This is a genomic window from Frigidibacter sp. MR17.24, assembly GCF_037095655.1.
Classification (GTDB): Bacteria; Pseudomonadota; Alphaproteobacteria; order Rhodobacterales; family Rhodobacteraceae; genus Frigidibacter.
The window spans coordinates 1-21,885 of the sequence record NZ_JBAWKE010000018.1; the positions used below are offsets into that span (position 1 = coordinate 1).

General features: G+C 66.1%; 20 protein-coding genes and 1 pseudogene. 13 read left to right on the forward strand and 8 right to left on the reverse strand.

All coding sequences use genetic code 11. The annotated features are described in order from the left end of the window. Positions 1–108: 108 nt before the first annotated feature. The 3 genes from V8J39_RS23045 (at position 109) to V8J39_RS23055 (ending at position 1,616) form a co-directional block, all read left to right on the forward strand. On the forward strand, positions 109–426 hold the full coding sequence (locus V8J39_RS23045; protein WP_336463329.1) for a hypothetical protein: 318 nt from the start codon (positions 109–111) through the stop codon (positions 424–426). 121 nt (positions 427–547) lie between these two features. Beyond that, positions 548–949 carry a hypothetical protein gene (locus tag V8J39_RS23050; protein WP_336463330.1) on the forward strand — a complete coding sequence of 134 codons (402 nt, stop codon included), beginning with the start codon at positions 548–550 and terminating at the stop codon, positions 947–949. Positions 950–1,052: 103 nt separating this feature from the next. Beyond that, positions 1,053–1,616, forward strand: a complete 564-nt coding sequence (locus V8J39_RS23055; protein ID WP_336463331.1) for a DNA-binding protein — start codon at positions 1,053–1,055, stop codon at positions 1,614–1,616. 236 nt (positions 1,617–1,852) lie between these two features. On the opposite strand, the gene V8J39_RS23060 is transcribed toward V8J39_RS23055, so the two are convergent. The 3 genes from V8J39_RS23060 to V8J39_RS23070 all read right to left on the reverse strand — a co-directional run bounded on the left by V8J39_RS23060 (position 1,853) and on the right by V8J39_RS23070 (position 4,800). Then, the gene (locus V8J39_RS23060; protein ID WP_336463332.1) at positions 1,853–2,392 is read right to left on the reverse strand and encodes a hypothetical protein; all 540 of its coding nucleotides are present in this window, start codon (positions 2,390–2,392) and stop codon (positions 1,853–1,855) included. A 432-nt stretch (positions 2,393–2,824) separates the two neighbouring features. Beyond that, a complete protein-coding gene (locus V8J39_RS23065) occupies positions 2,825–3,787 on the reverse strand; it encodes an alpha/beta hydrolase (RefSeq protein ID WP_336463333.1) in 963 nt (320 codons plus the stop codon). A gap of 80 nt (positions 3,788–3,867) precedes the next feature. Next, a complete protein-coding gene (locus V8J39_RS23070; RefSeq protein WP_336463334.1) occupies positions 3,868–4,800 on the reverse strand; it encodes an alpha/beta hydrolase in 933 nt (310 codons plus the stop codon). Positions 4,801–4,916: 116 nt separating this feature from the next. Between V8J39_RS23070 and V8J39_RS23075 the strand changes: the two genes are divergently transcribed. Continuing rightward, a complete protein-coding gene (locus V8J39_RS23075) occupies positions 4,917–5,822 on the forward strand; it encodes a LysR family transcriptional regulator (RefSeq protein ID WP_336463335.1) in 906 nt (301 codons plus the stop codon). Between the two features lie 356 nt (positions 5,823–6,178). Here the strand turns inward: V8J39_RS23075 and V8J39_RS23080 are convergent, their stop codons facing one another. After that, a complete protein-coding gene (locus V8J39_RS23080; RefSeq protein ID WP_336463336.1) occupies positions 6,179–9,376 on the reverse strand; it encodes a S41 family peptidase in 3,198 nt (1,065 codons plus the stop codon). Positions 9,377–9,536: 160 nt separating this feature from the next. On the opposite strand from V8J39_RS23080, the gene V8J39_RS23085 reads away from it, so the two are divergent. Further along, positions 9,537–10,010: a hypothetical protein gene (locus V8J39_RS23085; RefSeq protein WP_336463337.1), complete on the forward strand. Its 474-nt coding sequence runs from the start codon at positions 9,537–9,539 to the stop codon at positions 10,008–10,010. A gap of 862 nt (positions 10,011–10,872) precedes the next feature. On the opposite strand, the gene V8J39_RS23090 is transcribed toward V8J39_RS23085, so the two are convergent. Together V8J39_RS23090 and V8J39_RS23095 are read right to left on the reverse strand one after the other, a co-directional pair. Then, a protein-coding gene (locus V8J39_RS23090; protein WP_336463338.1) for an IS3 family transposase occupies positions 10,873–11,969 on the reverse strand; the annotation gives its coding sequence in 2 pieces (ribosomal slippage) (positions 10,873–11,708 and positions 11,708–11,969; 1,098 coding nt in all). A 130-nt stretch (positions 11,970–12,099) separates the two neighbouring features. Then, on the reverse strand, positions 12,100–12,981 hold the full coding sequence (locus tag V8J39_RS23095; RefSeq protein ID WP_336463339.1) for a LysR family transcriptional regulator: 882 nt from the start codon (positions 12,979–12,981) through the stop codon (positions 12,100–12,102). A 104-nt stretch (positions 12,982–13,085) separates the two neighbouring features. Here V8J39_RS23095 and V8J39_RS23100 point away from each other — a divergent pair, with 104 nt between their 5' ends. The 7 genes from V8J39_RS23100 to V8J39_RS23130 are packed head-to-tail and all read left to right on the forward strand — an operon-like array spanning position 13,086 to position 19,328. Then, complete coding sequence (locus V8J39_RS23100; RefSeq protein ID WP_336463348.1) at positions 13,086–13,871, forward strand: SDR family oxidoreductase; 786 nt, start codon at positions 13,086–13,088, stop codon at positions 13,869–13,871. Between the two features lie 15 nt (positions 13,872–13,886). Further along, positions 13,887–14,636 carry a ribonuclease activity regulator RraA gene (locus V8J39_RS23105; RefSeq protein ID WP_336463340.1) on the forward strand — a complete coding sequence of 250 codons (750 nt, stop codon included), beginning with the start codon at positions 13,887–13,889 and terminating at the stop codon, positions 14,634–14,636. After that, entirely contained in the window at positions 14,633–15,811 is a 1,179-nt protein-coding gene (locus V8J39_RS23110) for a mandelate racemase/muconate lactonizing enzyme family protein (RefSeq protein ID WP_336463341.1), read from the forward strand. Before V8J39_RS23105 ends, V8J39_RS23110 begins: the two co-directional genes overlap by 4 nt. Positions 15,812–15,858: 47 nt before the next feature. Then, positions 15,859–16,827 carry a tripartite tricarboxylate transporter substrate binding protein gene (locus V8J39_RS23115; protein WP_336463342.1) on the forward strand — a complete coding sequence of 323 codons (969 nt, stop codon included), beginning with the start codon at positions 15,859–15,861 and terminating at the stop codon, positions 16,825–16,827. A gap of 55 nt (positions 16,828–16,882) precedes the next feature. Further along, complete coding sequence (locus tag V8J39_RS23120; protein ID WP_336463343.1) at positions 16,883–17,332, forward strand: tripartite tricarboxylate transporter TctB family protein; 450 nt, start codon at positions 16,883–16,885, stop codon at positions 17,330–17,332. Between the two features lie 10 nt (positions 17,333–17,342). Beyond that, positions 17,343–18,902 (forward strand): tripartite tricarboxylate transporter permease, encoded by a 1,560-nt coding sequence (locus V8J39_RS23125; RefSeq protein ID WP_336463344.1) that lies wholly within the window; start codon positions 17,343–17,345, stop codon positions 18,900–18,902. Between the two features lie 60 nt (positions 18,903–18,962). Further along, positions 18,963–19,328: a cupin domain-containing protein gene (locus V8J39_RS23130; RefSeq protein ID WP_336463345.1), complete on the forward strand. Its 366-nt coding sequence runs from the start codon at positions 18,963–18,965 to the stop codon at positions 19,326–19,328. Between the two features lie 67 nt (positions 19,329–19,395). On the opposite strand, the pseudogene V8J39_RS23135 reads toward V8J39_RS23130, so the two are convergent. Both V8J39_RS23135 and V8J39_RS23140 read right to left on the reverse strand, forming a co-directional pair. Beyond that, positions 19,396–20,541, reverse strand: a pseudogene (locus V8J39_RS23135) (aminotransferase class V-fold PLP-dependent enzyme). Next, positions 20,532–21,287 carry a M24 family metallopeptidase gene (locus V8J39_RS23140; protein ID WP_336463346.1) on the reverse strand — a complete coding sequence of 252 codons (756 nt, stop codon included), beginning with the start codon at positions 21,285–21,287 and terminating at the stop codon, positions 20,532–20,534. The pseudogene V8J39_RS23135 and the gene V8J39_RS23140 overlap by 10 nt, the downstream one beginning before the upstream one ends. Between V8J39_RS23140 and V8J39_RS23145 the strand changes: the two genes are divergently transcribed. Next, positions 21,280–21,492 (forward strand): IclR family transcriptional regulator domain-containing protein, encoded by a 213-nt coding sequence (locus V8J39_RS23145; protein ID WP_336463347.1) that lies wholly within the window; start codon positions 21,280–21,282, stop codon positions 21,490–21,492. The two genes, V8J39_RS23140 and V8J39_RS23145, sit on opposite strands and share 8 nt — an antisense overlap. Positions 21,493–21,885 lie beyond the last annotated feature (393 nt).

Consider the following 21,885-nt stretch of genomic DNA (forward strand, 5'->3'; position numbering starts at 1 on the left):
AACACCCTCGGCACCGCCGAGATCACTGCCGTGAGCTGAAGACCGAGCGGGAAAGGGACAGATCGGCCTTCAGCCGATTAGAGCAACAACGCCACAGAAGAAGAACGAGTGAAGTTTCTGCGAGAGAAGCAAGCACTTCTGGTTGAAGCTGCCGGTGCTATCGGTGGACGCGCAGAAGCGTTTCGCGCAGAAAACTGCTTGCGGGCTTTCCGCACAGAAGGTGCGTCGGCACGGGTCGTCGACGAACTCGTGCGCCTGGGCCGTGTCCTCCATCTCGACATCGAAATGGCTGACCCGCGTTGGCTCACGCTCCATCCTGACAGCACGATCGTCTGGCGCTGCTGCCGCGCCGCAGATGCCTTGGACGCACTGCTCGGACGCCTGGTCGACATTCGCGGCCATGAGGCCGACGTCAACGCCGCATGAGAAACATCTGCCAGCCGATTTCGACCGGCTGGCGACTTGATCGCGCGGCACCTCAGAAGGTGTCTCCCACGGATGCGCGTTCGGTCCCTCGGGCCCCGTTCTCCGAAGCAAGGAGTTCGAAATGAACACTCCGACCGATATGGCTGCACATGATCCAATTGCGAGCGCTTTCGCCGAGCTTGCAGTGTTCAACGCCGATGTCATCCCGGCCCTGCGAAAGCTGGCGAGCTACGTGCCGGCGATTGAGCGTGTCGCTCGCTACATCATCAATGCCTTCGATGAGCTGCACGCAGACACTGACACGGAAATCGCGACGCTTGAGCTTGCGGACGCGCTCCTGTCTGTCCTCATCGAAAATCTCGAGGCACTGCCGTCGGCTGCCCGGGTCGTCATCCCTCCCAGCGGAGATGAAGGTGCGATCGTTCACGCCGACGCGGCCGTGCGATGGGTCGGGAGCCGCACCGAGACTGCGCGAAACACCGTTTGGCGGGCACTGACGATTGCCGGCCGTCGCGGGAGTTGACCTGCCCGTGTCAATGGAAATTGCCCGGGTGCCCGGGCGATTTCCACATCCGTCGTCCCAGCCAAACTTAACAAACATCAGGAAACAAACCGAAAGAAACACTATGGCCCGACCGAGCGATATCTCCGACGATGAACTGCTTGCTGCGGCGAGCGAGCTTCGAGCCTGCTCACGATCTGTGACGGGCAGCGGCCTTCGCGAAAAGCTCGGCCGTGGCGCGCCGACGTCATTGGTCCGAAGGTGGGCAGAACTTTCTGGCGCGGTGCAGCCAACCACGACAGTCGCAGCACAACTCCCTGCTGGGCTTGCCGCAAGCATTGACGAGGCCATGACGCGGATCCGCGAAGGCGTCGTCACATGCATACAGCAGCGGTCAGACGAACAGCGACAAGATCAGGCCCGTGCAGACGCACTGCATCGCGAACGAATCGATGCTGCCGAAAAGGAGAACGAGGCACTGTCAGCACTGCTCATCGAGGCGGACATGCGCATCGCCGCGAGCGACGCCGAACTCGCGGTCGCGACGGTCGAGCTGGAAAACCGACTGACGCGGTGGACAGCTCTGCAAGATCAGCTCGACGCGCGGACCTCCGAGCTTGCTCAATGTCAAGCGGACTCGATCGCACTCGAGCACAGCTCGCTACCCTCGAGCCAAGATTCAACATGATGCTGCAAGAGCTCTTGGACAGATCAGGCCGCACCCCTACGCCTTGTTCGCGGGGCACCTGGAATGACACTGTTGGCGGGCCGGACTGATCCCAAGGCATTTGGTGGCATCCACATGCAGCCGATCCTGGCTGGGATGATGAGGCTGGCAGGCACGTTGGATGCGGTGGAGGTTCAGACCAGCAGGCAGGGTGACGGTGCGGGGCGGCGTGAGTGCCGCGGTCGGGACCGGCGGGGTCAACCGACGACTGTCGCCGACCTGCGGGCAAGGTCTATCACCTCTTCGACACGGCTCGGGTCGAGGATCGCGTCTTGAGGCGCGCATCCGAGGCGCTGGCTGCCGCTCGCGAACCAAAATGCGGCTCCCCAGCTGGAGCGCTTCGCGTTGGGCAGCTCTGCAAGAACGCGCGCAATTTCGGGCCGCGGCTTGCATTCGCTGATCTGGAAGATAGGGATGCCGACTTGATGAGCATTGCGGACCGAGAAGATCCGCCCTTCGCGCGTCCAGCCCGAAGCAGTCTCCGCGGCGTTCTTGGCCTCGTGCCCTGCGAGCTTGTGCAGCTCCGCGGCGGTGCACGTCGGGACCGTCTTCAGGTACTCACTGCGCAGAGCTGCCGTCTGGGCGAGGAACTCGATGTCACTCTCCGAGGTCTCCAAGGACGCGATCGCCTCCGCGAGGCGCTGGATCCTTTCGTCGGTGAGTTTCTCGGTCGTACGGCCGAGGATGCGCACAAACGTCCTGATCGCTCGCGCGAGTTCAGGATTGTCCACCTGCATGAACGAGACCCTGGAAGGAACCATTCCGTCGTCGGTCGTCAGCCTGCGTCCGACTTGGCTCGGTTCCAGATCGTGGATTTGGTCTGCGAAATACGGATGCAAGACGACCTCCCACTCGCGTGATGCGCGTGTTTGAAATTACAGTTCATGCATATCACTTCAAGGTTTGGCGCTCAGGGCTTCACCGCATATGACCTAATTGGGGCGGGTTCTGCGCATGGGCGAGCCCCTAAGGTAAATATTGCTGTGGAAACCCCGGAGCCAGATGCGCGTCGGGGGCTTTCTTCCCCAGCCCCGTGGCCGCTGCGAGCCCAAAGCGGAACCACACAGCTCCCCGAGGCAGTCAGATCAGCGACGGACCAAACTACCGTAGCCGAGACTTTCCGCAGTCAGTGGCTCGATCCCGCAGCGCAGGACCGAGCCGTATTGTCGTCAGGCTGCTTCGGCAGAGGCGGTGCCTTCTTCACCGAGATGCTTCCTGAAGAACGGACTGATCTTCTGCATCGCCAGGCTGACCGGCTCTTCCCGGTCGTAGAGGTCGTAGTGGGACCAATCCTGCAGTTCGACCAGTTGCCGGTCCTCTGAGGCCATCGCGCGGCCGTAGATTTCCATGCCGTCCCGATAGGCCCCGAAGGCGCCGACTTTCTGGCCGATGACCACCATCATCGGCTGGGTCATCAGCGTCTCGGCGAAGGCGAAGGCATCCCATGACAGGGTCTGCTGGGCATGGCTGAAGACCATGCGTGTCGCGCCGCCAGGCGCCTGGCCGCGCGGCGTCTTGTAGTAGTCAGTCGCCTCGAAGACGTCGCGCTCGGTCATCCCCGCCTCGTGCGCCACCTCGGGGCTGGTGGGCAGCAGCTCATTGACCTGCAGCTCTGCGCCGCGCGCCTCGGCACTGCGCTGCGCGGCCATGGCGGTCAGCGCGGCGACCGGATCGAAGCCGCTGAAACCCTCGCGGAAAAGGCGGCCGAGGTTCACCGGGGTGATCCCGACCACCGCCTTGATCCGCTTCTCGGTCAGCGCGGCATTCAGGGCGTAGCCACCACCGCCGCAGACGCCGATGACCCCGATCCGCTCCGCATCGACGAAAGGCAGCGTCACCGCGTGGTCGATCACGTGGCTGACGTCCTCGACCCGCTGGCTCGGGCGCTCGGTCCAGCGGGGCCTGCCGCCGGACGCGCCCTGATAGCTCGCGTCGAAGGCGATGACGACGTAGTCCTGCGCGGCGAGCGCCTTGCCGTAGACGCTGCCCGAGGTCTGCTCCTTGCAGCTTCCGAAGGGGTGGATGCTGACGATCGTCGGGTAGCGCCTGCCCGCATCGAAGGCCGGCGGCAAGTGAATGTCCGCCGCAATGTGCCAGGCCATGTCGGGGTTCTGGAATGTCACGCTTTCCATGGTTTGATCTCCCTGGGCGTTGAATTGCCAAAGGCTGGCCCGCCCGCGATCCGGGCGGGGCACATGTCGTCCGCGCCGGATCAGGCGCCGAGCTTTTCCCGGAAGAAGGGCGCCAGCACGCCAACCGCCTCGTCGACGAACTTGGCACCGTCGTAGAGGTCCATGTGGTTGGCCCCCTCGACGATGTGGAACGCCTTGTCGCCACTGGCGGCGCGGGCGTAGAGGTCGTCGCTCATCCACTTGCTGCCCGCGGCGCTGCCTGCGACGATCTGCAGCGGCTGGGTCAGGAACGCCTCGGCGAAGTTGTAAGCGTCATAGCTGATCAGCTGGGTGAGGCTGCGCGCGAGCCCGTAGCCCGGGGCGGTGGCACATTGCGCACGCTGGGTGTGGTAATATTCCCAAGCCTGACGCAGCTCCTCATTGGGGGCATCCTCCTCCTTCAGCGGGGCCATCGGGATCTGCGCCAGATCACCGCCGGTCGCGAGGGACTGCGCATCCGCGGTGCGGGCGGCGGCACCGGCCTCGAGGAAGGGCAGCGCGTCGGCATCAGCCACGTCATTGTTCCAGCCGTTGCGGAACATCGCCCCAATGTTGACCGCGCTGACCGTGCCGACGGCCTTGATCCGATGGTCGTTGATCGCGGCATTGGCGGTATAGCCCGCGCCCGCGCAGATCCCCATCGCGCCGATCCGGTCGGCGTCGACGTAGGCCAGCGTGGTCAGGTGGTCGATCACCGCGCTGACATCCTCGGTGCGGATGTAGGGGTTTTCCAGCTGGCGCAGGCTGCCGCCGGACTCGCCCTGGTAGGAGGCGTCATAGGCGATGGTCACGAACCCTTGCCGGGCCAGTTCCGCGGCATAGGTGCCGGCGGTCTGTTCCTTCACCCCGCCGCCGGGGTGCGACACTACGATGGCCGGGTATCTGGTGCCCTCTTCGTAGCCCTCGGGCAGGTTGATGATGGCCGACATCTCGATGGTCGGGTTGTTGGTGTTGGCGAAAGTGATCTTGGTCATGGTCGTCTCCTTGGGTTGGGATCGAACCGATCCGCTGCCGATGGAGCCAATATGCCGCTTGAGCCGCTCAGTGATTAGGCGGTAAGTTCTTCTGGAACCTATAAGCAAGGTGATGAATGCGGCGCGAGGATATCGCCGATCTGACGGCCTTCGTGACGGTGGCCGAAGAGGGAAGCTTCACCAGGGCCGCGACCCGTCTGGGCCTCTCGCAATCGGCGCTGAGCCAGATCGTCCGCCGTCTCGAAGATCGCCTGGGGCTGCGGCTTCTGGCGCGCACGACACGCAGCGTCGCGCCCACGCCCGCAGGCGAGCGGCTGGTCCGCAGGCTCGGGCCCCTGCTGCGGGAGATCGACAGCGATCTGGCCGAGCTGAGCGAGTTCCGCGACACGCCGGCGGGCCATATCCGCATCACCTCGGTCGAACATGCGGCAAAGACCATCCTCGTTCCGGCGCTGGCGGAGCTGCTGCCCGGCTATCCCGACGTGAAGGTCGAGGTCATCGTCGACTACGGTCTCGTCGATGTCGTGGCCGAGCGCTTCGACGCGGGCGTCCGGCTGGGCGAGCAGGTGGCGAAGGACATGATCTCGGTGCGCATCAGCCCGGACGTGCCGATGGCGATCGTCGGCTCTCCCGCCTATCTCGCGCAGCAGTCCGTGCCGAGGTCGCCCGAAGACCTCGTCGAGCACCGGGCGATCAACCTGCGCCTGCCCTCGTCGGACACGATCAATGCCTGGCGGCTGGCAAAGGACGGTGCGGAGAAGCGGGTGCGGGTCGAGGGCGCGCTCAGCTTCAACACGGTCGAGCTGATCCGCAAAAGCGCGCTTCTCGGGCAAGGTCTGGCCTACCTGCCGCGGGACGAGGTCGAGGACGACCTGGCACAGGGCGCGCTGAGCCAGGTGCTGGCGGACTGGACGCCGCCGCTGCCGGGATATCACCTCTACTACCCGAACCGGCGGCACAGCTCTCCGGCCTTCCGGGTGGTTGTGGAGGCGTTGAAAGCCCGGCTTCGCAGGCTCGACTGAGCCAACGCCTGCCATCTCGCATCAGTCGGAGGCATGATCGCGGCTGACGATGGTGGCGCCGTCCGCGCTGGTCAACCTCGAGTTGGTGAATAATGCTGGGCATTGCGCGTGGAGCCGGTTCGGGGCAGCCGAAATGCCGTGAGGGCCAGACTATCGTCTGTCGGTGAGGGCCAGTCGCGTCATGCGACCCAGCAGGAGCGATCACGCCACGGCACTGTATGACCAATTCGAGCCCTTAGCGGACGGCCGACATCGTGTTCAGGTTTCCGCGATCGCCTGGTTGACCGTTGCGCCGTGACGTGTCTTTCGAGCCTTTTGCCCCGCGGTCGCCGCGATATTGCTCTCCGACATCCGCGCTACCGGGCCGGTGGCTCATCGATCTGCCGCAGCAGGTCGGCCACGGCGGCCTCCAGCTGGGCGTCGTGTCCGGCGGCCAGGCTCTCGGGGTCGTTGCGCACCAGAAGGTCGGGGACGACCTCGGTGTTCTCGAACCAGGTCTCGTCGATCAGCTGGAAGCCCAGCTCGGGCACGCGGTAGCTGAGCCCCGCCTCCAGCTGCGGCACGGCGCTTACGGCGGTCCCGGTGCCCGGCGTGCGGTCGCCGACGATCCGGCCCACGCCCTTGGCCCGGTAGAGCATCGGGAAGACCGAGGCATCGGAATAGCTGCCCGCGTTCTGGATCAGCACGCTGGGCTTCGTCCAGCGCCCGATCGGGATCCTGGTCACCACATGGCCGTCGCGCGCCCGGTTCACCGCGTCGGTGGAGCCGGTCAGCATCACGATCAGCTGGTCGTGCAGATTGCCGCCGCCATTGGCGCGGATGTCGACGACGACACCCTCGGTTTCGGCATACCGCCCGAACAGCTCGCCATAGGCGGTGCGGTAGGGATCGGCGGTCATGCCGCGGATGTGGATGTAGCCGAGCCGGCCGTCCGACAGCGCGGCCACCATCGCGCGGCGCTTTTCGACCCAGCGCTGATAGACCAGCTCGCCCTCGGCCCCGAGGCTGATCGGCGTGGCGATCTGGTCGGCCGGGGCGCCGCCGCCGGGGGGCGCGACGCTCAGGCGCAGTTCGCGCCCCGCGCTGCGGTTCAGCGCGGCGTGCAGGCTTGCCCCGGCCGCGATCTCGCGCCCGTCGACGGCGAGGATCGTGGCGCCGGGCCGCAGCAGGCTGCCCGCCCGGTCGGCGGGGCCGCCGTCCAGAACCTCGGCGATCCGCATCCCCGGCCCGGTATGGCCGTGGTCGTAGTAGAGGCCGAGCGATCCACTCGCATCGGCCAGCGGATCGGCATGGTGGTAGCTTGGCAGCTGGTGCGAGGCGTTCAGCTCTCCCACCATTTCGCCCAGCAGGTCCGCCAGATCCTCCCAGTGCTGGATGTGCGGCGCGAAGCGCAGGTAGTGGTCGCGCACGCCCTGCCAGTCCACGCCCTGCATGTCGGCGCGGTAGAAGGTCTCGGCCGTGGCGTGCCAGTTCGAGCGGATGATCGCGGCGACCTCGTCGCGGATGTCGCGCGCGACTTCCGCATGGACCGGCACCGCAGCGGACTGACCGGTGGCGAGGTCGTAGCGGGTGATCCGGCCCGGGGTCATGACGAAGACCGCCGTGAGTTCGGGGTTGGTCCCGAGAGCCAGCACCGTCTGCGCCGGCAGGCTGAAGAGCGCACGCTCGCTGCCGGCGGTCAGGTCGCGGACCGAGGCCTCGAGCTTCAGGTCCGGAGTGACGAGGGCGGTGAAGAGGTTCCGCCCATCGGCCATCAGGCCGAAGGCCGCGTATTGCGCCGAACGAGGGCTGAGCCGGGCGGTCCGCCGCTCGATGCCGTCGAACTCGGGTGTGCCGGGTGTGGGGGCGTCGCCGGCGCGGGCGCGCTCGGGCCGGGTCATACCGAAGCGCTCGGCGGCAGCGCGGGTCAGGTGGGCCGCCATGACGTCGACCTCCTCCGCCCCGCCATCTGTCGCACGCAAGCCGTAGCGGTCCGACAGCCACAGGATCGCGCTGCCATCGGCCGAGAACCGGGCCTTGAGATCGGAAAACCCGTTGCGGCTGATGTTGTGGCTTTCCGACCCGTCGGCCGCGATCAGCGCGACATCCGGCGTGCTGAAACCCAGCCGGGTCAGCAGCCAGTCGCCGCTCGGGCTCCAGTCTACCGCGAGGTCGCCGTCCTTGTAGGAATAGCTCCGGTCCCCCGGCTGCACGACGGTCGAGGTCCCGGCAGACAGGTCCTGCACCCGGATCTCGGCCCGGTCGCGGATATAGGCGAGCCGCGTGCCCGCGGGATCGTATTTCGGCCCGAATAGATCCGCGGCGTCGTCGATCAGCCGCCGTTCGGTCAGCGCCACCGGGTCCGAAAACCGCGCGCCCTCGGGCACCGCGCTTTCATAGATGTCCCAATCGCCTTCCCGCTCGCTGGCATAGGCCAGCCGAAGCCCGTCGGCCGAAAAAGCGGGATCGGCTTCCTTGTCGACCGTGTCGGTGACGCGGCGGGTGACCTGGCTCTCCCAGCCGGTGACGAAGACCTCGCCGCGGGCGACGAAGGCGATCTCGGCCCCGCCGGGCGAGACCGCCATCTGCGAGACCTCCCCCGTGACGTCGCGGGTCGAGACGGTGTCGATCAGGCTGCCCTGTGGCAAGGTGACCCGCAGCCGCTCCGGCGCCTCGGCCCCGGGATCGAGCCGCCAGAGGCCGCCGTCCCAAGCATAGGCCAGCGTGCCATCGTCGGCGGCGGAGATGAACCGCACCGGCCAGCGCTCGTGGAAGGTCAGCTGTTCGGCCTCGCCCCCGTCGATCGCGCGCCGCCAGACATTGAAACTGCCGCCTTGCTCGCTCAGCCAGATCAGGTCGCGCCCATCGGGGCCGAAGCTTGGGTCGCGATCCTCGCCGCGGAACTCGGTCAGCTGGCGATGGCTGCCGGTGGCCGGGTCATGCAGCCAGATGTCGCGCGCCGCGTCCGACACCTGATGCTTGCGCCAGCGGTTCTCTATGACCGAGCGGTTGTCCTCGTAGAGGATCCGGCCCTCGGGCCCGAAATCGATGTTCAGCGCTAGCGTCGGCAGCAGCGGCTGCGGCCGGCCGCCGGTCACCGGCACGGTCCAGGGCCGCTCGTAGAGCCCGGCGAGGCCGTTGATCGCATCCATCGCATCGGCCGTCGGATCGCCGAGGCGCTGCGAGGTGAAGACGACGGCCATGCCGTCCGGGGTGAAGGCCATGGGGCGATCGGGGCCGGATTGGTGGGTCAGCCGGGTGACCGCGCCGCCTTCCGCAGGCATGGCGAAGACGTCGTCCTGGCCATGGCGGTCGGCGGCGAAGGCGATGCTGCGCCCGTCGGGCGACCAGACCGGGTGGGTCGCGCGCCAGAGGCCGGCAGTCAGTGCGGTGGCCTGTCCGCCAGTCGCGGGCACGGTCCATATCTGGCCGCCATGAGCAAAGGCGATGCGGCTGCCGTCCGGCGCGATCGCCGCGTCGCGCAGCCAAAGCGCCTCGGGCACCTGCGCCGTCGCTAGCGCCGGTGCGCAGGCCAGCACCGCCGCGCTCAGTGCTCGTGTCAGACGTTTCCGCATCGATCGTCTCCACTTTCACTCCACCCATGGGTGAGCATGAGAGGCTGACACGGTCTGTCAACGGTGCTGTCGGGGGACAGGCGAAGCCGGCCCTGCTTGCGCCGACAGCGGCGGTCTGCCAGCCTTCGTCGCAAGCTCAGCGTGATAAGGAAGGTGCCGCATGACCAAAACGGCGACCGGACGGTGGACGACCGCGACGGCTTTGATGGCCCTCGGTGCGCTCCTGTTCCTGCACGGGGCGGCACGCGCAGCCTCCGTGGCGGAGATCCTCGCGGAGGCGGCCGAGAGCTGCGCGGCTTCGGGCGGCACGGCCTTCGAGCACGGCGATGCGGTGGCGGAGGTCGATCTCGACGGCGTCGCGCCTTCCGACCGTCTGGTCGACACTGGCCGCTTCACATGCGCGGGCGCGCCGTCCGGTTACTGCGGTTCGGGCGGCTGCACCTTGCTCGCCGTTGTAGGCGAGGAAAGCTGGAGGTTCCAAGCCGAGGACTGGCGGATGATTGACTGGGACGGGCGGCCGGTGCTGCTGATCGCCCGCGACGGAGGCTGGTGTGGCGGTGCGGGATCGCAGCAATGCGTCGAGGCGGTCGTCTGGAGCGCTGGACAGCCTTTGTCAGTCAAGACCGCTCGGTAGCTGCGCCCGCAGTTCGCCGAAGCTGTCACCCGAAGTCTCGCGCTTGTGCGATGTCGCTTTGAACGTGGATCGCCGTCAGGTGGTCTGCAGGCCATTCCTCACCGGCAGCTTTGTCCGCATAGCCGCCCTCCTGGAGATTTCTTCGAGACCGAGCGACGGTCGAGTTGGATAATTTGAGCTGTCCGCAACGCTGCCCCGCCGGGGCAGCGTTGCGAGCCTATCAAGTGGCTGGTGTGCATGGGGTCATTTCTTCATCCGTACGCCCGCTTGGCGCATCGATGGACTGGGGCGAGCGCGACGCCATGGGGCACCTGCGACGTTGCCTCCAGTCTGTTCTATCTGTTTTTCCGGTGCTGGGCCCTGATAGCCGCCCGTCTACGCTGATATGGGCAATGGGCGGAGTGCACCTTTCACTCTGCTCAGCGGGCCGAAGCTTGGTCACGACGAAGGGGCCGTGCTCCGGTGGGGTCGCTCCGGATCGGGGTGTGCTGCGCCTCATGGCTTGGCACGCGGCTGTTGACCGAGATTTTCGGGCCTCATGCCGACTTTTTGCGGCCTCTATCCCGACAAAAGCAGGCCTGGGCCCCGACAAAATCCGTCTTTAGGCCGACAAAAGACGGCCCTGAAGCCGACAAATTCCGTCCAGCGTCTCGATTTTCTGTTATATTTCAGTATTTTGTCAGCGCCTGAAATAAGAGAAACTTAGAAAGTTTGAAAGTAAGTAGAAAGCCCGATGCCGGCTGGAGGAGGGCGCTGACCGGCCCCCCGGAATGTCCCTCCATCATAACGAGAGTCTGCCGGTTTTGATGTGCTACCCGACGCGCCCTCGGCCGCCCTTAGAGTTTCGGCGCTTGCATCAGGCTCACGGGCTGGTGTCGTGAGCTGATTTGATCAGGTCTGCCGGGACCTTGTTGCCGATGGCCCCGTGCGGTCTTTCTTCGTTGTAGTCTCTACGCCAAGCCTCCAGCTTTTCGGCGACATCTTCAAGGTTCATGAACCAGTGGCTGTTCAGGCATTCCGCCCGGAAGCGCCCGTTGAACGCCTCGATGAAGGCGTTGTCCGTGGGTTTCCCGGGGCGAGAGAAGTCCAGCGTCACACCCTTGGCGTAGGCCCATATGTCCATGTCCTTCGAGATGAACTCGCTGCCCTGATCAATGCGGATTGTGGCTGGATAGCCGCTTCGTTTGCACACTCGCTCCAGGGTCGCGACCACATCCTCGCCGCGATAGGTGAAGCGCGCGTCGAGCACCGGCACGTAACGCGAGAAGGTGTCCACCACCGTGAGCACGCGAAGCTTGCGCCCCGTCGCGAGCTGATCATGGACGAAGTCCATAGCCCAGATATCGTTGGGCCCGGCGGCCTCCTTCCGGTCGTCGCGGAGCTTGGCCTTTACCCGCCGCTTCGGTGTCTTGTTCCGCAATTGCATGCCCAACTCCTTGTAAAGTCGATAGGTCTTCTTCGCGTTGACCTCCCAGCCCTCGCGGCGCAACAGCACATGCACCCGCCTGTAACCGAAGCGGACACGGGTCTGGCAAATCTCTCGGATCCGCTGTTCCAAAGCGGCCTGCCCAGGTCGGCGAGACTTGTAGCGATAGGTCCTTGGATCGAACCGGATCACCTCGCAGGCGCGGCGGATCGACACCTGCCAATCCGCCCGCATCTCGTCGACCAGCGTCCTTTTCCGGGCGGGCCTCAAAGCTTTCGCTTGATGACGTCCTGCAACATCTCCTTGTCCAGCGCGAGATCGGCGACGATCTTCTTCAACCGCGCGTTCTCCTGCTCGAGCTCCCGCAGCCGCTTCATCTCGGACGGCATCAATCCCGCGTACTTCTTCTTCCAATTGAAGAAGGTCGCCGTGCTGATCCCCGCCTTGCGGCAGACCTCCACGACAGGCGTGCCATCCTCCGACTGCTTGATGATGAACGCCTTCTGCGCGTCCGTGAACTTCGACGCCTTCATCCGTTTCCGCTCCTCTCCCAGCCAAGGATTCCGTCCGGAAAACTCTAAGCTCGAACGGGGACATTCGCGGAGATCACATCACTGATCCTGCTCAAGTGTAGCGGCCCCACGCAATCCGCTCACGTGTCGCTTACAGGTTGCGGATGGATGGGGGCAGCTCGCGCAGTGCCGCCCTCAGCAGTTCGACGAGGTGAGCGCGACCCGGGTCTCGCGACCAGACCACCACAATCTCGCGCTGCGGTGCATTCGGAAGCTGTATCCTCGCGACCGATGCGCCAAGCGGCCAAGGCTGCAGCGCGTCGGGTATCAATGAGACGCCGAGACCTCGCGTCACCAGAAGCACGATGAGGTCGAGTGCGTTGGCCTCGAACCGCAGGCGAGGACGGATCGTGTGCTCGGCCATGTAGGCCTCGGCCTGCGACCCCATCCAGCGCGTGCGGTCGGCCCGGATGAAAGGTTCGCGCCGTAGCAGCTCCAGCGGATCCGCGCCGACATGGTCGGGGCCCGCGACGGCGATCAGCGCCTCGCGCCGCAATCGCTCGATCCCGCAGCTCGGCGCGATCTCGAAGGGCGGCCGGACGATGATCGCCGCGTCCAGCGTGCCGTTCAGCACAAGCGAATAGAGCTCGCCCGAAAAGCCCGGCTGCACCGCGTGATCCACGTCCGGCGCGGCCTGCGTCATATGCTCCATCAGGGCGGGGACCATGCCGGTCATCACCGTCGCCACCGCGCCGAGGCGCAGCTGCCCCGTCAGCCTCTGGCCAGACGCGAGGCTGTGCAGCTCGTCCACGTCGCGCAGAATGCCGCGGCTGCGCGCCAGGATGCCCAACGCGGCGGCGGTCGGGCGCACGACGCGCCCCGATCGCTCGATCAGGCGGTGTCCGATCTGGTTCTCGAGAACCCGGATGCGCTGGGCCACGCTCGCGGGCGTCAACCGCTCCAGCCGTGCGGCTTCGGCGATCGAGCCGCTGTCGACGACCATCAGCAGGGTGCGCAGGAAGTTCGTGTCCATGGGAAGATGTTAATTCCATCTTCTGAACCAGAAACAACTGGTATTTTATTAATTTCCAGGCCGGGTCACGGTGTCTGCGAAGGTTGCGGATCTGGGAGGGTGCCTTGGACCTGGGAGTAAAAGACAGGGTTGCGCTCGTCTTCGGGGCGGGTGGCGGGTTGGGGGGCGCGGTGGCCGAGGCTCTGGCAGGCGAAGGAGCCAGGGTCATCGCCGCCGACCTCGATCTCGACGCCGCCGAGGCGACGGTCGGGCGGATCACGGCCGCGGGCGGCAGCGCTCGGGCGATGGCCTGGAACCTTTCGGACCGCACGGTGATCGAGGCGAGGCTTCAGGACATCGAGGCGACGGAGGGGCCAGTGTCGATCCTGGTGAACAACACGGGCGGACCGCCGCCGACGCCGGTCTCGGGCCAGTCGCCGGCCGACTGGCTGCGATATTTCGAGATGATGGCCCTTTCCGTCATCGCGATCACTGACAGGGTGTTGCCGGGGATGAAGGCCGCGGGCTGGGGACGGATCGTCACATCGACCTCGTCGGGGATTGTCGCGCCGATTCCCAACCTCGGCCTTTCGAACGCCCTGCGCATGACGCTTCTGGGCTGGTCCAAGACACTGGCGCGCGAGGTCGGACGCGACGGGATCACCGCCAACGTGATCCTGCCGGGACGCGTCGCGACGGGTCGCATCCTGTTCCTGGACGAGCAGAAGGCCAAGCGCGAAGAGCGCAGCACGGCCGAGGTCACCGCGGAAAGCACGGGATCGATCCCGCTCGGTCGCTATGGCCGACCCGAGGAATACGGTCGCGTGGCGACCTTTCTTGCAAGCGACGCCGCCTCCTACGTCACCGGCTCGGTGATCCGCGTGGATGGCGGCCTGATCCCCAGCGTCTGAACGAAGGGTGAGAAGATGCAAAGCATCCCCGTCCACGACCCTGCGGCGATCGCCGCGCTCGAGCGCTCCAGCACGGCGACGGTGACGACGCTTCTGCTCAAGCGCGGGCTGCGCAACGTCTGGATGCGTGGCACCCGTCCCCTGGCCGGGGCCGGCCGGACGCCCTGCCGCGCCGGTCCCGCCTTCACCTTGCGCTTCGTGCCCATGCGCGAGGACCTGGCGACGCCCGAAAGCTGGGCCTCCGGCGGCTCGACCCGGGCCGCGGTCGAGGCGATGGGCCGTGGCGACATCGCCGTGGTCGACAGCGGCGGACAGAGGGATGCGGGCATCTTCGGCGACATCCTGTGTCGGAGGATGCTTGCCCGGGGTGTGGCGGGGCTGGTGACCGACGGGGCTCTGCGCGACCAGCGCGGTACCCTTGCGACGGGTCTGCCGGTCTGGGCGGCCGGCGTCGCAGCCCCGCCCGCGATCGGCGCGATGACCTTTGCCGGCTGGGGCGACCTGATCGGGTGCGGCGGTGTCGCCGTGCGCCCGGGCGACATGATCGTCGCGGATGACGACGGGGCCGTGGTCATCCCGGCCGGGCTCGTCCCCGAGGTGGCCGAGGCCGCCGCGCGACAGGATGACGAGGAAAGCTGGGTGCTGGCCGAGGTCGCGGGCGGCGCGGCGCTGCCCGGGCTCTACCCGATGAACGACGCGACCCGGTCGCGATACGAGCGCGCGCGCGCCGCGTGCAAAACCCATGGCAAGGAGCCTGCCCAATGAAGGACCACCCGCTGCAGTCCGCCTCGCGGATCGCCAACATCACCGCCAGCCTGCATCGGCACGAGATCAGCCTTCCCGACATCGGCGACAGCGTCGAGACGCGGATGTTCGTCTTCTGCGAGGTCGAGCTGGAGGACGGGCGCAAGGGCTTCGGCGTGACCGGGCAGTTCCTGCCCTGGCCGATCATTTCCTGCATCAAGGATCACATCGCGCCGACGATCATCGGCATGGACCCGTTCCATACCGAGGCGATCGCCGATCGCATCTGGGCGCGGCTGAACAACCGCGCCTATACCGGGGTGGTCTCGCACGCGATCTCGGCCGTCGACATCGCGCTGTGGGATCTCAAGGGCAAGGAGGTCGGCCGGACCGTGGCCGAGATGGTCGGCGGCTATTCGGACACCCGTCCGACCTATTCCACCTTCGGCTACCCGTTCTTCGACGAGCATCAGATCCACGACTACGCCAAGAAGTTCATCGCCGACGGCCACAAGATGCTGAAGATGGTGGTCGGGGCCGAGCCGAAGCGCACCTGGCGCGATGACGTGCGCCGGGTTCAGGCGGCACGCGACGCGGCCGGTCCCGACGTGCCGCTGATGATCGACGCGAACTGCTGGTTCAACCCGCATGACGCCCTGCAGCTTGCCCGCGCGATCGAGGACTGCAACGTCCACTGGTTCGAAGAGCCGGTGCAGCAGAACGACCCGCGCACATTGGCCGACCTGCGCCGCCAGGTCCGGGTTCCGATCAGCTCGGGCCAGAACAACGGGCACCGATTCAGCCATCGTGACCTCATCACCCACCAGTCGGTCGACGTGATCCAGCCCAACGTTCTCTATTGCGGCGGCTTCACCGAGGCGGTGAAGGTCGCGCATATGGCCCAGGCTTTCAATCTTACCATGTCGAACGGCGGCGGATGGCCGATCTTCAATGCCCACCTGCTCTGCGGTCTCGCCAATGGCGGGCCGGTCGAGTTCCATTACGGCATGTGGCAGACGGGCAAGCGCTTCTTCAAGGGCACGCCCGACCCCGAGAATGGCCGCATGACTCTCTCCAAGAAGCCGGGGCTCGGATACGAGCCCGACTATGACCAACTGCGCGACGCCCAGGTCCGCTCCGCAGAGGAGATGGTGCTGAGCGGACCGCGCGATGCGCATGGGTATCTCATCCGCTGAGGCGAGAGAACGACGGAAAGATCAACCATCATGGAAGGGAGGAGACCATGATACAGACCCTGAAGGGCCGCCTTGGCGCGGCGAGTATCGGCCTTGCCGTCACGGCGGCTCTGGCCGCCCCGGCAGCGCTGGCCCAGGACTATCCGGCCGAGAACGTGCAGTACATCGTCCAGTCCGGCGTCGGTGGCGGCAGCGACATCCTGGCGCGCACGCTGGCGAAGGTTCTCGAGGAGGAGAAGCTTCTGCCGGTCAAGATGCTGGTAGAAAACCGCCCCGGCGGCGCGGGTGCCATCGCCTACAGCTACATCTCCGGGCAGGAAGGCAACCCATACTTGCTGGGCGGGGTCGGTGTGAGCTTCTTCACCACGCCGATCCTCGGCAACTCGCCGGTCGACTACAGGAGCTTCACGCCGCTCGCGGCCATCGCGCGCTCGCCCTACATCCTGGCCAGCAAGGCTGGGTCGGACATCACCTCACTTGATTTTATCAAGGAGCATGGCGGGCTGCGCGCCGGGACGGCGGCGGCGGTCTCTGACCCGACGCTGCTGTCGGCGCGGGTCGCCGAGGCGCTGGGAACCGAAATCCGGGTCGTGCCCTTCGATGGTGAGGGCGAGGTGCTGGCCGCGCTGCTTGGCGGACATATCGACCTGATCTTCGGTAATCCGAACGAGATCATCGAACAGATCGACGCCGGTGCGCTGCAGCCGATCGCCGTCAGCTCAGCCGAGCGGATGGAGAGCCTGCCCGATGTCCCCACCTTCACCGAACAGGGGATCGACATCGTCCATACCCAGCTGCGCGGCGTCATCATGCCGCCGGGCCAGACGCCCGAGATCGTCGCCTTCTGGGAGGATACGCTGCGCAAGGTCGCCGAAAGCGATGCCTGGCGCGAGCATTATGTCGACCGGTTCAGCGAGGTGCCGGCCTATCTCGATTCCAAGGGCTTCGCGGCCGAGATGGAGACCACCAACGCCATGTACGACAAGATGATGCACGACCTCGGCATGGTGAACTGAACCGGAGCCCCCGACCGGAGGAGGGCCGGGGGCTCCGTCATGGGAGGAGAATGACATGATACCGTCACGCGTGGCCGACCTCGTGTTTTCCGCGATGCTCGCGGTGCTCGGGGGATACATCTGTCTCGGGGCCTACGGGCTGGGATATCTCGCCAACGACGCGCCCGGGCCCGGTTTCTTTCCGCTCTGGGTCGGGCTCGCGATCCTGGGGCTGTCCATCGCGAGCGTGACGCGCAGCCTGCGCGGCATTCTTGCACCGCCCGACATCCCGGTGGTCGACGCGCTCTACGTGCTTTTCGCCTCGGGCCTGACGCTCGGTTTCATCGCGCTGTCCTACGTGATCGGCATGCTGGGCGCGGCTTTTCTGCTGATGCTCGGGATCGGGCTCCTGTTCGGGACCCGCGAGCCGCGGTTCATCATCGCGCTTGTGGTACTGGCCTGCGCGATGACCGCTGGTCTTCACCTGCTGTTCGACCGCCTGCTCGGCGTGCCGGCGCTGGTCTGAGGGGGCGAAGATGTTCGACAGCTTGTCCCTTCTGGCCCACGGGATTTCCAATGCCGCCACGCCGGCAATCCTGATGGCCGTCGCCTTCGGGGCGCTGGTCGGCCTGTTCATCGGTGCGCTGCCGGGGCTCGGCCCCACCGCGGGCGTCGCCATCCTGCTGCCGGTCGCCGTCAGCTTCGACGGCACCGCGGCCATCGCCGCATTGGGCGCGGTCTATTACGGCGCGCAATACGGCGGTGCGGTCACCGCGATCCTGCTGGGCATCCCGGGCGATGCGGCGGCGACCATGACGGCGATCGATGGCCATCAGCTTGCGCGCAAGGGCAAGGCGGGTGCCGCGCTCAGCATGGCGATCGCCGCCTCGTTCCTGGGCGGGCTGATCGGCCTGATCCTGCTGACGCTCTTCGCCACCTCGATCGCCTCCTATGCCATCGCCTTCGGTCCGGTCGAGATGACGGCGCTGATGGTCTTTTCGCTGGCACTGGTTTCGGTTCTGGGCGGTCGCGATCCGTTCAAGAGCTTCACCGCGCTCTTCCTCGGGGTCTGGCTGGGGACCATCGGCCTCGACCCGATCCTCGGCATGCAGCGTTTCACCTTTGGTGACGTAAGGCTCTTCGAGGGGGTCGACTTCTCGATCGTCGCCGTAGGGCTCTTCGGGCTGGCCGAGATGTTCTCGTCACCGAATGCAACGGCTGAGAGCCGAGACCGCATGGCGCGTTTCCGGCTGCGCGAGCTGATGCCCGACTTCCGCGCGATGTGGCAATGTCGAAAGCCGTTGTCGATGGGGGCCGTGCTCGGCTTCTTCGTCGGCGTTCTGCCCGGTGCGGGCGCGACGGCGGCGACGATGCTGGCATATGCCACGGCAAAGCGCAGCTCGCGCACGCCAGAGGCCTATGGCCAAGGCGCGATCGAGGGTGTTGCCGCACCCGAGGCCGCGAACAACGCTGCCTCCTACGGCAGCATGATCCCCATGTTCGCGCTGGGCATTCCCGGCTCGGGCACGACGGCGGTGCTGATGGGCGGGCTGTTGATGATCGGTCTTCAGCCCGGTCCCATGCTCTTCGCCACGCAGCAGGATTTTGTCTGGACGATCTTCGGCAGCTTCTACATCGGCAACCTGGCGTTGGTCGCGATCACGCTGCTGGCGCTGCCGCTGTTGGCCGCCTGCGCCTTTCTCAAGCCCGGCTATCTCTATCCGGCGGTGATCGCGATCGTTGTCTATGGTGTCTATTCGATCAACTACTCAATGTTCGAGGTGGCGCTGACGGTGGGCTTCGGGCTTCTGGGCTTCGCACTGACGCGCTTGGGCTACCCGCTGGTACCGCTGGTGCTGGGGATGATCCTCGGGCCGCTGCTCGAGCGCGGGGTGCGGCGCACGCTCGTCTCGTCGGGGGGCGATCCGCGCGTGTTCTTCGAAAGCCCGATCGCTCTGACGCTCTTTGCGCTGACGATCCTTCTGATCGCCCTTCCGCCCCTGATGCGCCGCCGCGACGCGCTGCGCGCGGCACGGGCCCGCCGGCGCGTGGCCGGTGAACAGCTGCCCCCGGATCGGCTTGTCGAGGACAATTGAACGCGCAGGGCGGGCACCCGCACCCGGTGGCCTTCCACCAAAGTAAAAAGGGATGAAACGATGAAGATCGACTGGAACAGCCTTCCGACCGTCGCCGGCATGCGGTCGGGGTCTGCGCGCAAGGGCGTCTGTGGAAACCTCATTTCGGCGGTGCGGGTGGAGACCGCGCCGGACGCCGATTTTGACGGCAAGACGCACTGGCACGACAACGAGCAGATGCTGATCATGGTCTCCGGCACCTGCCGTCTGGTGATCGATGAAGTCGAGACCACGGCCGGCCCGGGCGACCTGGTCTTCTTCCCCGCAGGCTCGCGCCATGCGGCGATCGGCTGTGGCGCGGAGGGTTGCGTCTACTACGAACTCTTCGCTCCGGCACGCCCCGATCAGCTGCCTGGCTGGATCGGGGCTTCGATCCTGCGGTTCTGAACCCGCATCCGAAATGCCAGCGCAAGCTACCGAGACCCAACGTCCGATCCAGACCGGCGATCTCGCGTCAGTCGAGCCGGTCGAGAACTTTCCGGAGCTGCTCAATATCGCCCTCGTCGGGATAGAAGTGCGGCGAGATGCGCAGCAGGTTGCCGCGCAGCGACACCACTACATCCTCGTCCTTCAGGGCGCGATGCACCTCCGCCGGGTCGCGGCCCGGGATCTGGAAGGACACGGCCCCAGACCAGTCCTCGCCCGCACGGCTGGACGGGAGCCTCGCCCCTCGGCTGCGCAGGCCCTCGACATCGAGGTCGGTGAGCTCGCGGATCCGTTCGCTGACGGCCGTCATGCCAACGCGCTCGAACAGGTCGATCGCCGCCGTCAGTCCGACAAGGCCGGTGTAGTTCAGGATCCCGGGCTCGAACCGGCGGGCGTCGGCCCAGAGCGGAAGCTCGAAGTTCAAATAGTCGAGGGCACGGAATCAGTCGAAGCTGCTCTGTCCCAGGTAGCTCACCGCGAGGCGTTTGATCAGGTCCTCGCGCAGGTACATCCATCCGACGTCGGTGGGGGCCAGCAGCCACTTGTGCGATGATGTCGCCGTGATGTCGATGCCGGTTTCGGGCAGGTCGAGCGGCAGTGCGCCGACGCCCTGGATGCCGTCGACACAGAACAGCGTGCCCCGTGCATGGCAGGCCTCGGCGATCAGCTTCAGTTCGTCGCGGAAGCCCAAGCTGAACTCCACCCAAGAAATTCTTACCAGTCGCGTCCGGGGGCCGATCGCCGCGATCACGCGCTCCAGCGGCACCCTGTTCTCCGCATTCTCGACCTTGCGCACCCGGACCCCGCGTGCGGCGAGGTCGAGGCAGGGGAAGGCGTTGGCGGGGAATTCCTGATCGACGATGACAATCTCGTCACCCTCGCGCCAGTCGAGCCCCTGGGCCACGATGTTGAGCGCGTCGGCTACGTTTTTGCTGAAGGCGATCTCACCGGGACGGGCGTTAACGAAGCGGGCCGCTGCCTCGCGCGCTTGGGCCACCAGCTCGAGGTCCTGCTCGATGCCGATTTCGCCCTCGGCGTGGCGGCGCAGATAGGCCGCGAGCGCTGCGGAGACCGCGTCGCTCAGCGTGCCCATAGCCTTCGTCCGGGTCACCGGGAAGAGGCCGCGTGCCTGTGCGATCGAAAGCGGGGCCGTGTCGGTCGTCGTCAGAGGCATTCGGGGTACTCGCAGGCGATCTTGTTGAGGATCTCCTTGCCGGTTTCGGTGATCAGGACCGTATGGCCCAGCATCATCGCGTCGCCGGTGTCCGCATCAGAGAAGACGGCATGCAGGAAGAATGTCATGCCCGGCTCGGCGATCATCAGGTTGTCGGCGTAGAGCAGGGGCGGTGCGTCAGGTAGCGCCTTGGGGGGGAAGGCCGCGCCGACCGAATATCCGGCTGTCGACCGGCGCTGCGTTTCGTAGCCATGCGCATCGAAGACGTGGCGATGCTCGCGGTCGATGTTGCCGATCGGCTCGTCCGGACGGGCGGCCAGCGTCATTGCGTCGAGCGGCTCGTGGGTCACGGCAAACAAGTCAAGGTGGCGCTGGCTTGCCGGGGCGATCGAATAGGTCCGGAAGATCCCCGCGTGATAGCGCCGGTAGATGCCGGCCCATTCGCAAGTGAGCTGGTCGCCGGGCTGAAGCGTGCGGAAGCCGCAGGCGACGCGGGTCAGCATGGCGTGAGGACCCCAGGACAATATGACCTTGGCCAGCGGGATCTCTCCGCCCCGGCTCAGCGCCGCAGACGAGGCAGCCAGTTCGACAATGTTCTCGTCAACGCCGGGGGCTGCGGCCTCGGCCACGGCCAGGGCGGCGGCATCGGCCATTTCGCCGGCGCGGCGCATGTAGACAACCTTGGCCGGCGACTTGACCATTCGCTGCAGTCCGACGAGGTCGGAGGCGTCGACGAGGGTGACCATCACTGATCCGGAGCGGCTGATTGCCGAGATCGAGGTTTCGCGCCGCGATGGCTTCGCCCATGCCTGCGAGGAAACGCTTTTGGGGGTGAACTCCGTCGGCGCGCCGGTGCGCGACGCGCGCAATCAGATCATCGCATCCCTGAGCGCGGCTTTCCCGATGCACGCCCGCCCAGATCCGCGATCGAGTCCGTGGCCCCGATCGTGATCGAGGCCGTGCGAAACGTGTCGATGGCGATGGCATCTCCGGGGCACTGAGATCCCGGCTGGGCGCAAAGGACGGGGTTGGGTGATCGGGGGGCAGAGGCGCGTGAACAAGGGCCGATCTGGCCTGAATTATTGAATCTTGTGGAAGAATGCATGCCGAGCGGTCGCAGGGCCGCCGCGGTGAAGCTTGTCGTGGATATCTGTTAGGGCGATTTGAACTGCTGGCCACAGCGTGTTTCACGAAGAAATTTCTACGACAGCGCGCTTGACCAAATATCCTTTTGTTGTTCCGTATGTACTTGGCGTTGTTGCACTTATCAGTGAGGCGGATTCACGTCGTGAATCCTGCAGGTTAGCTTCGGGCCATGCCGAAGCCCTCTTCCCCTCGCTATCG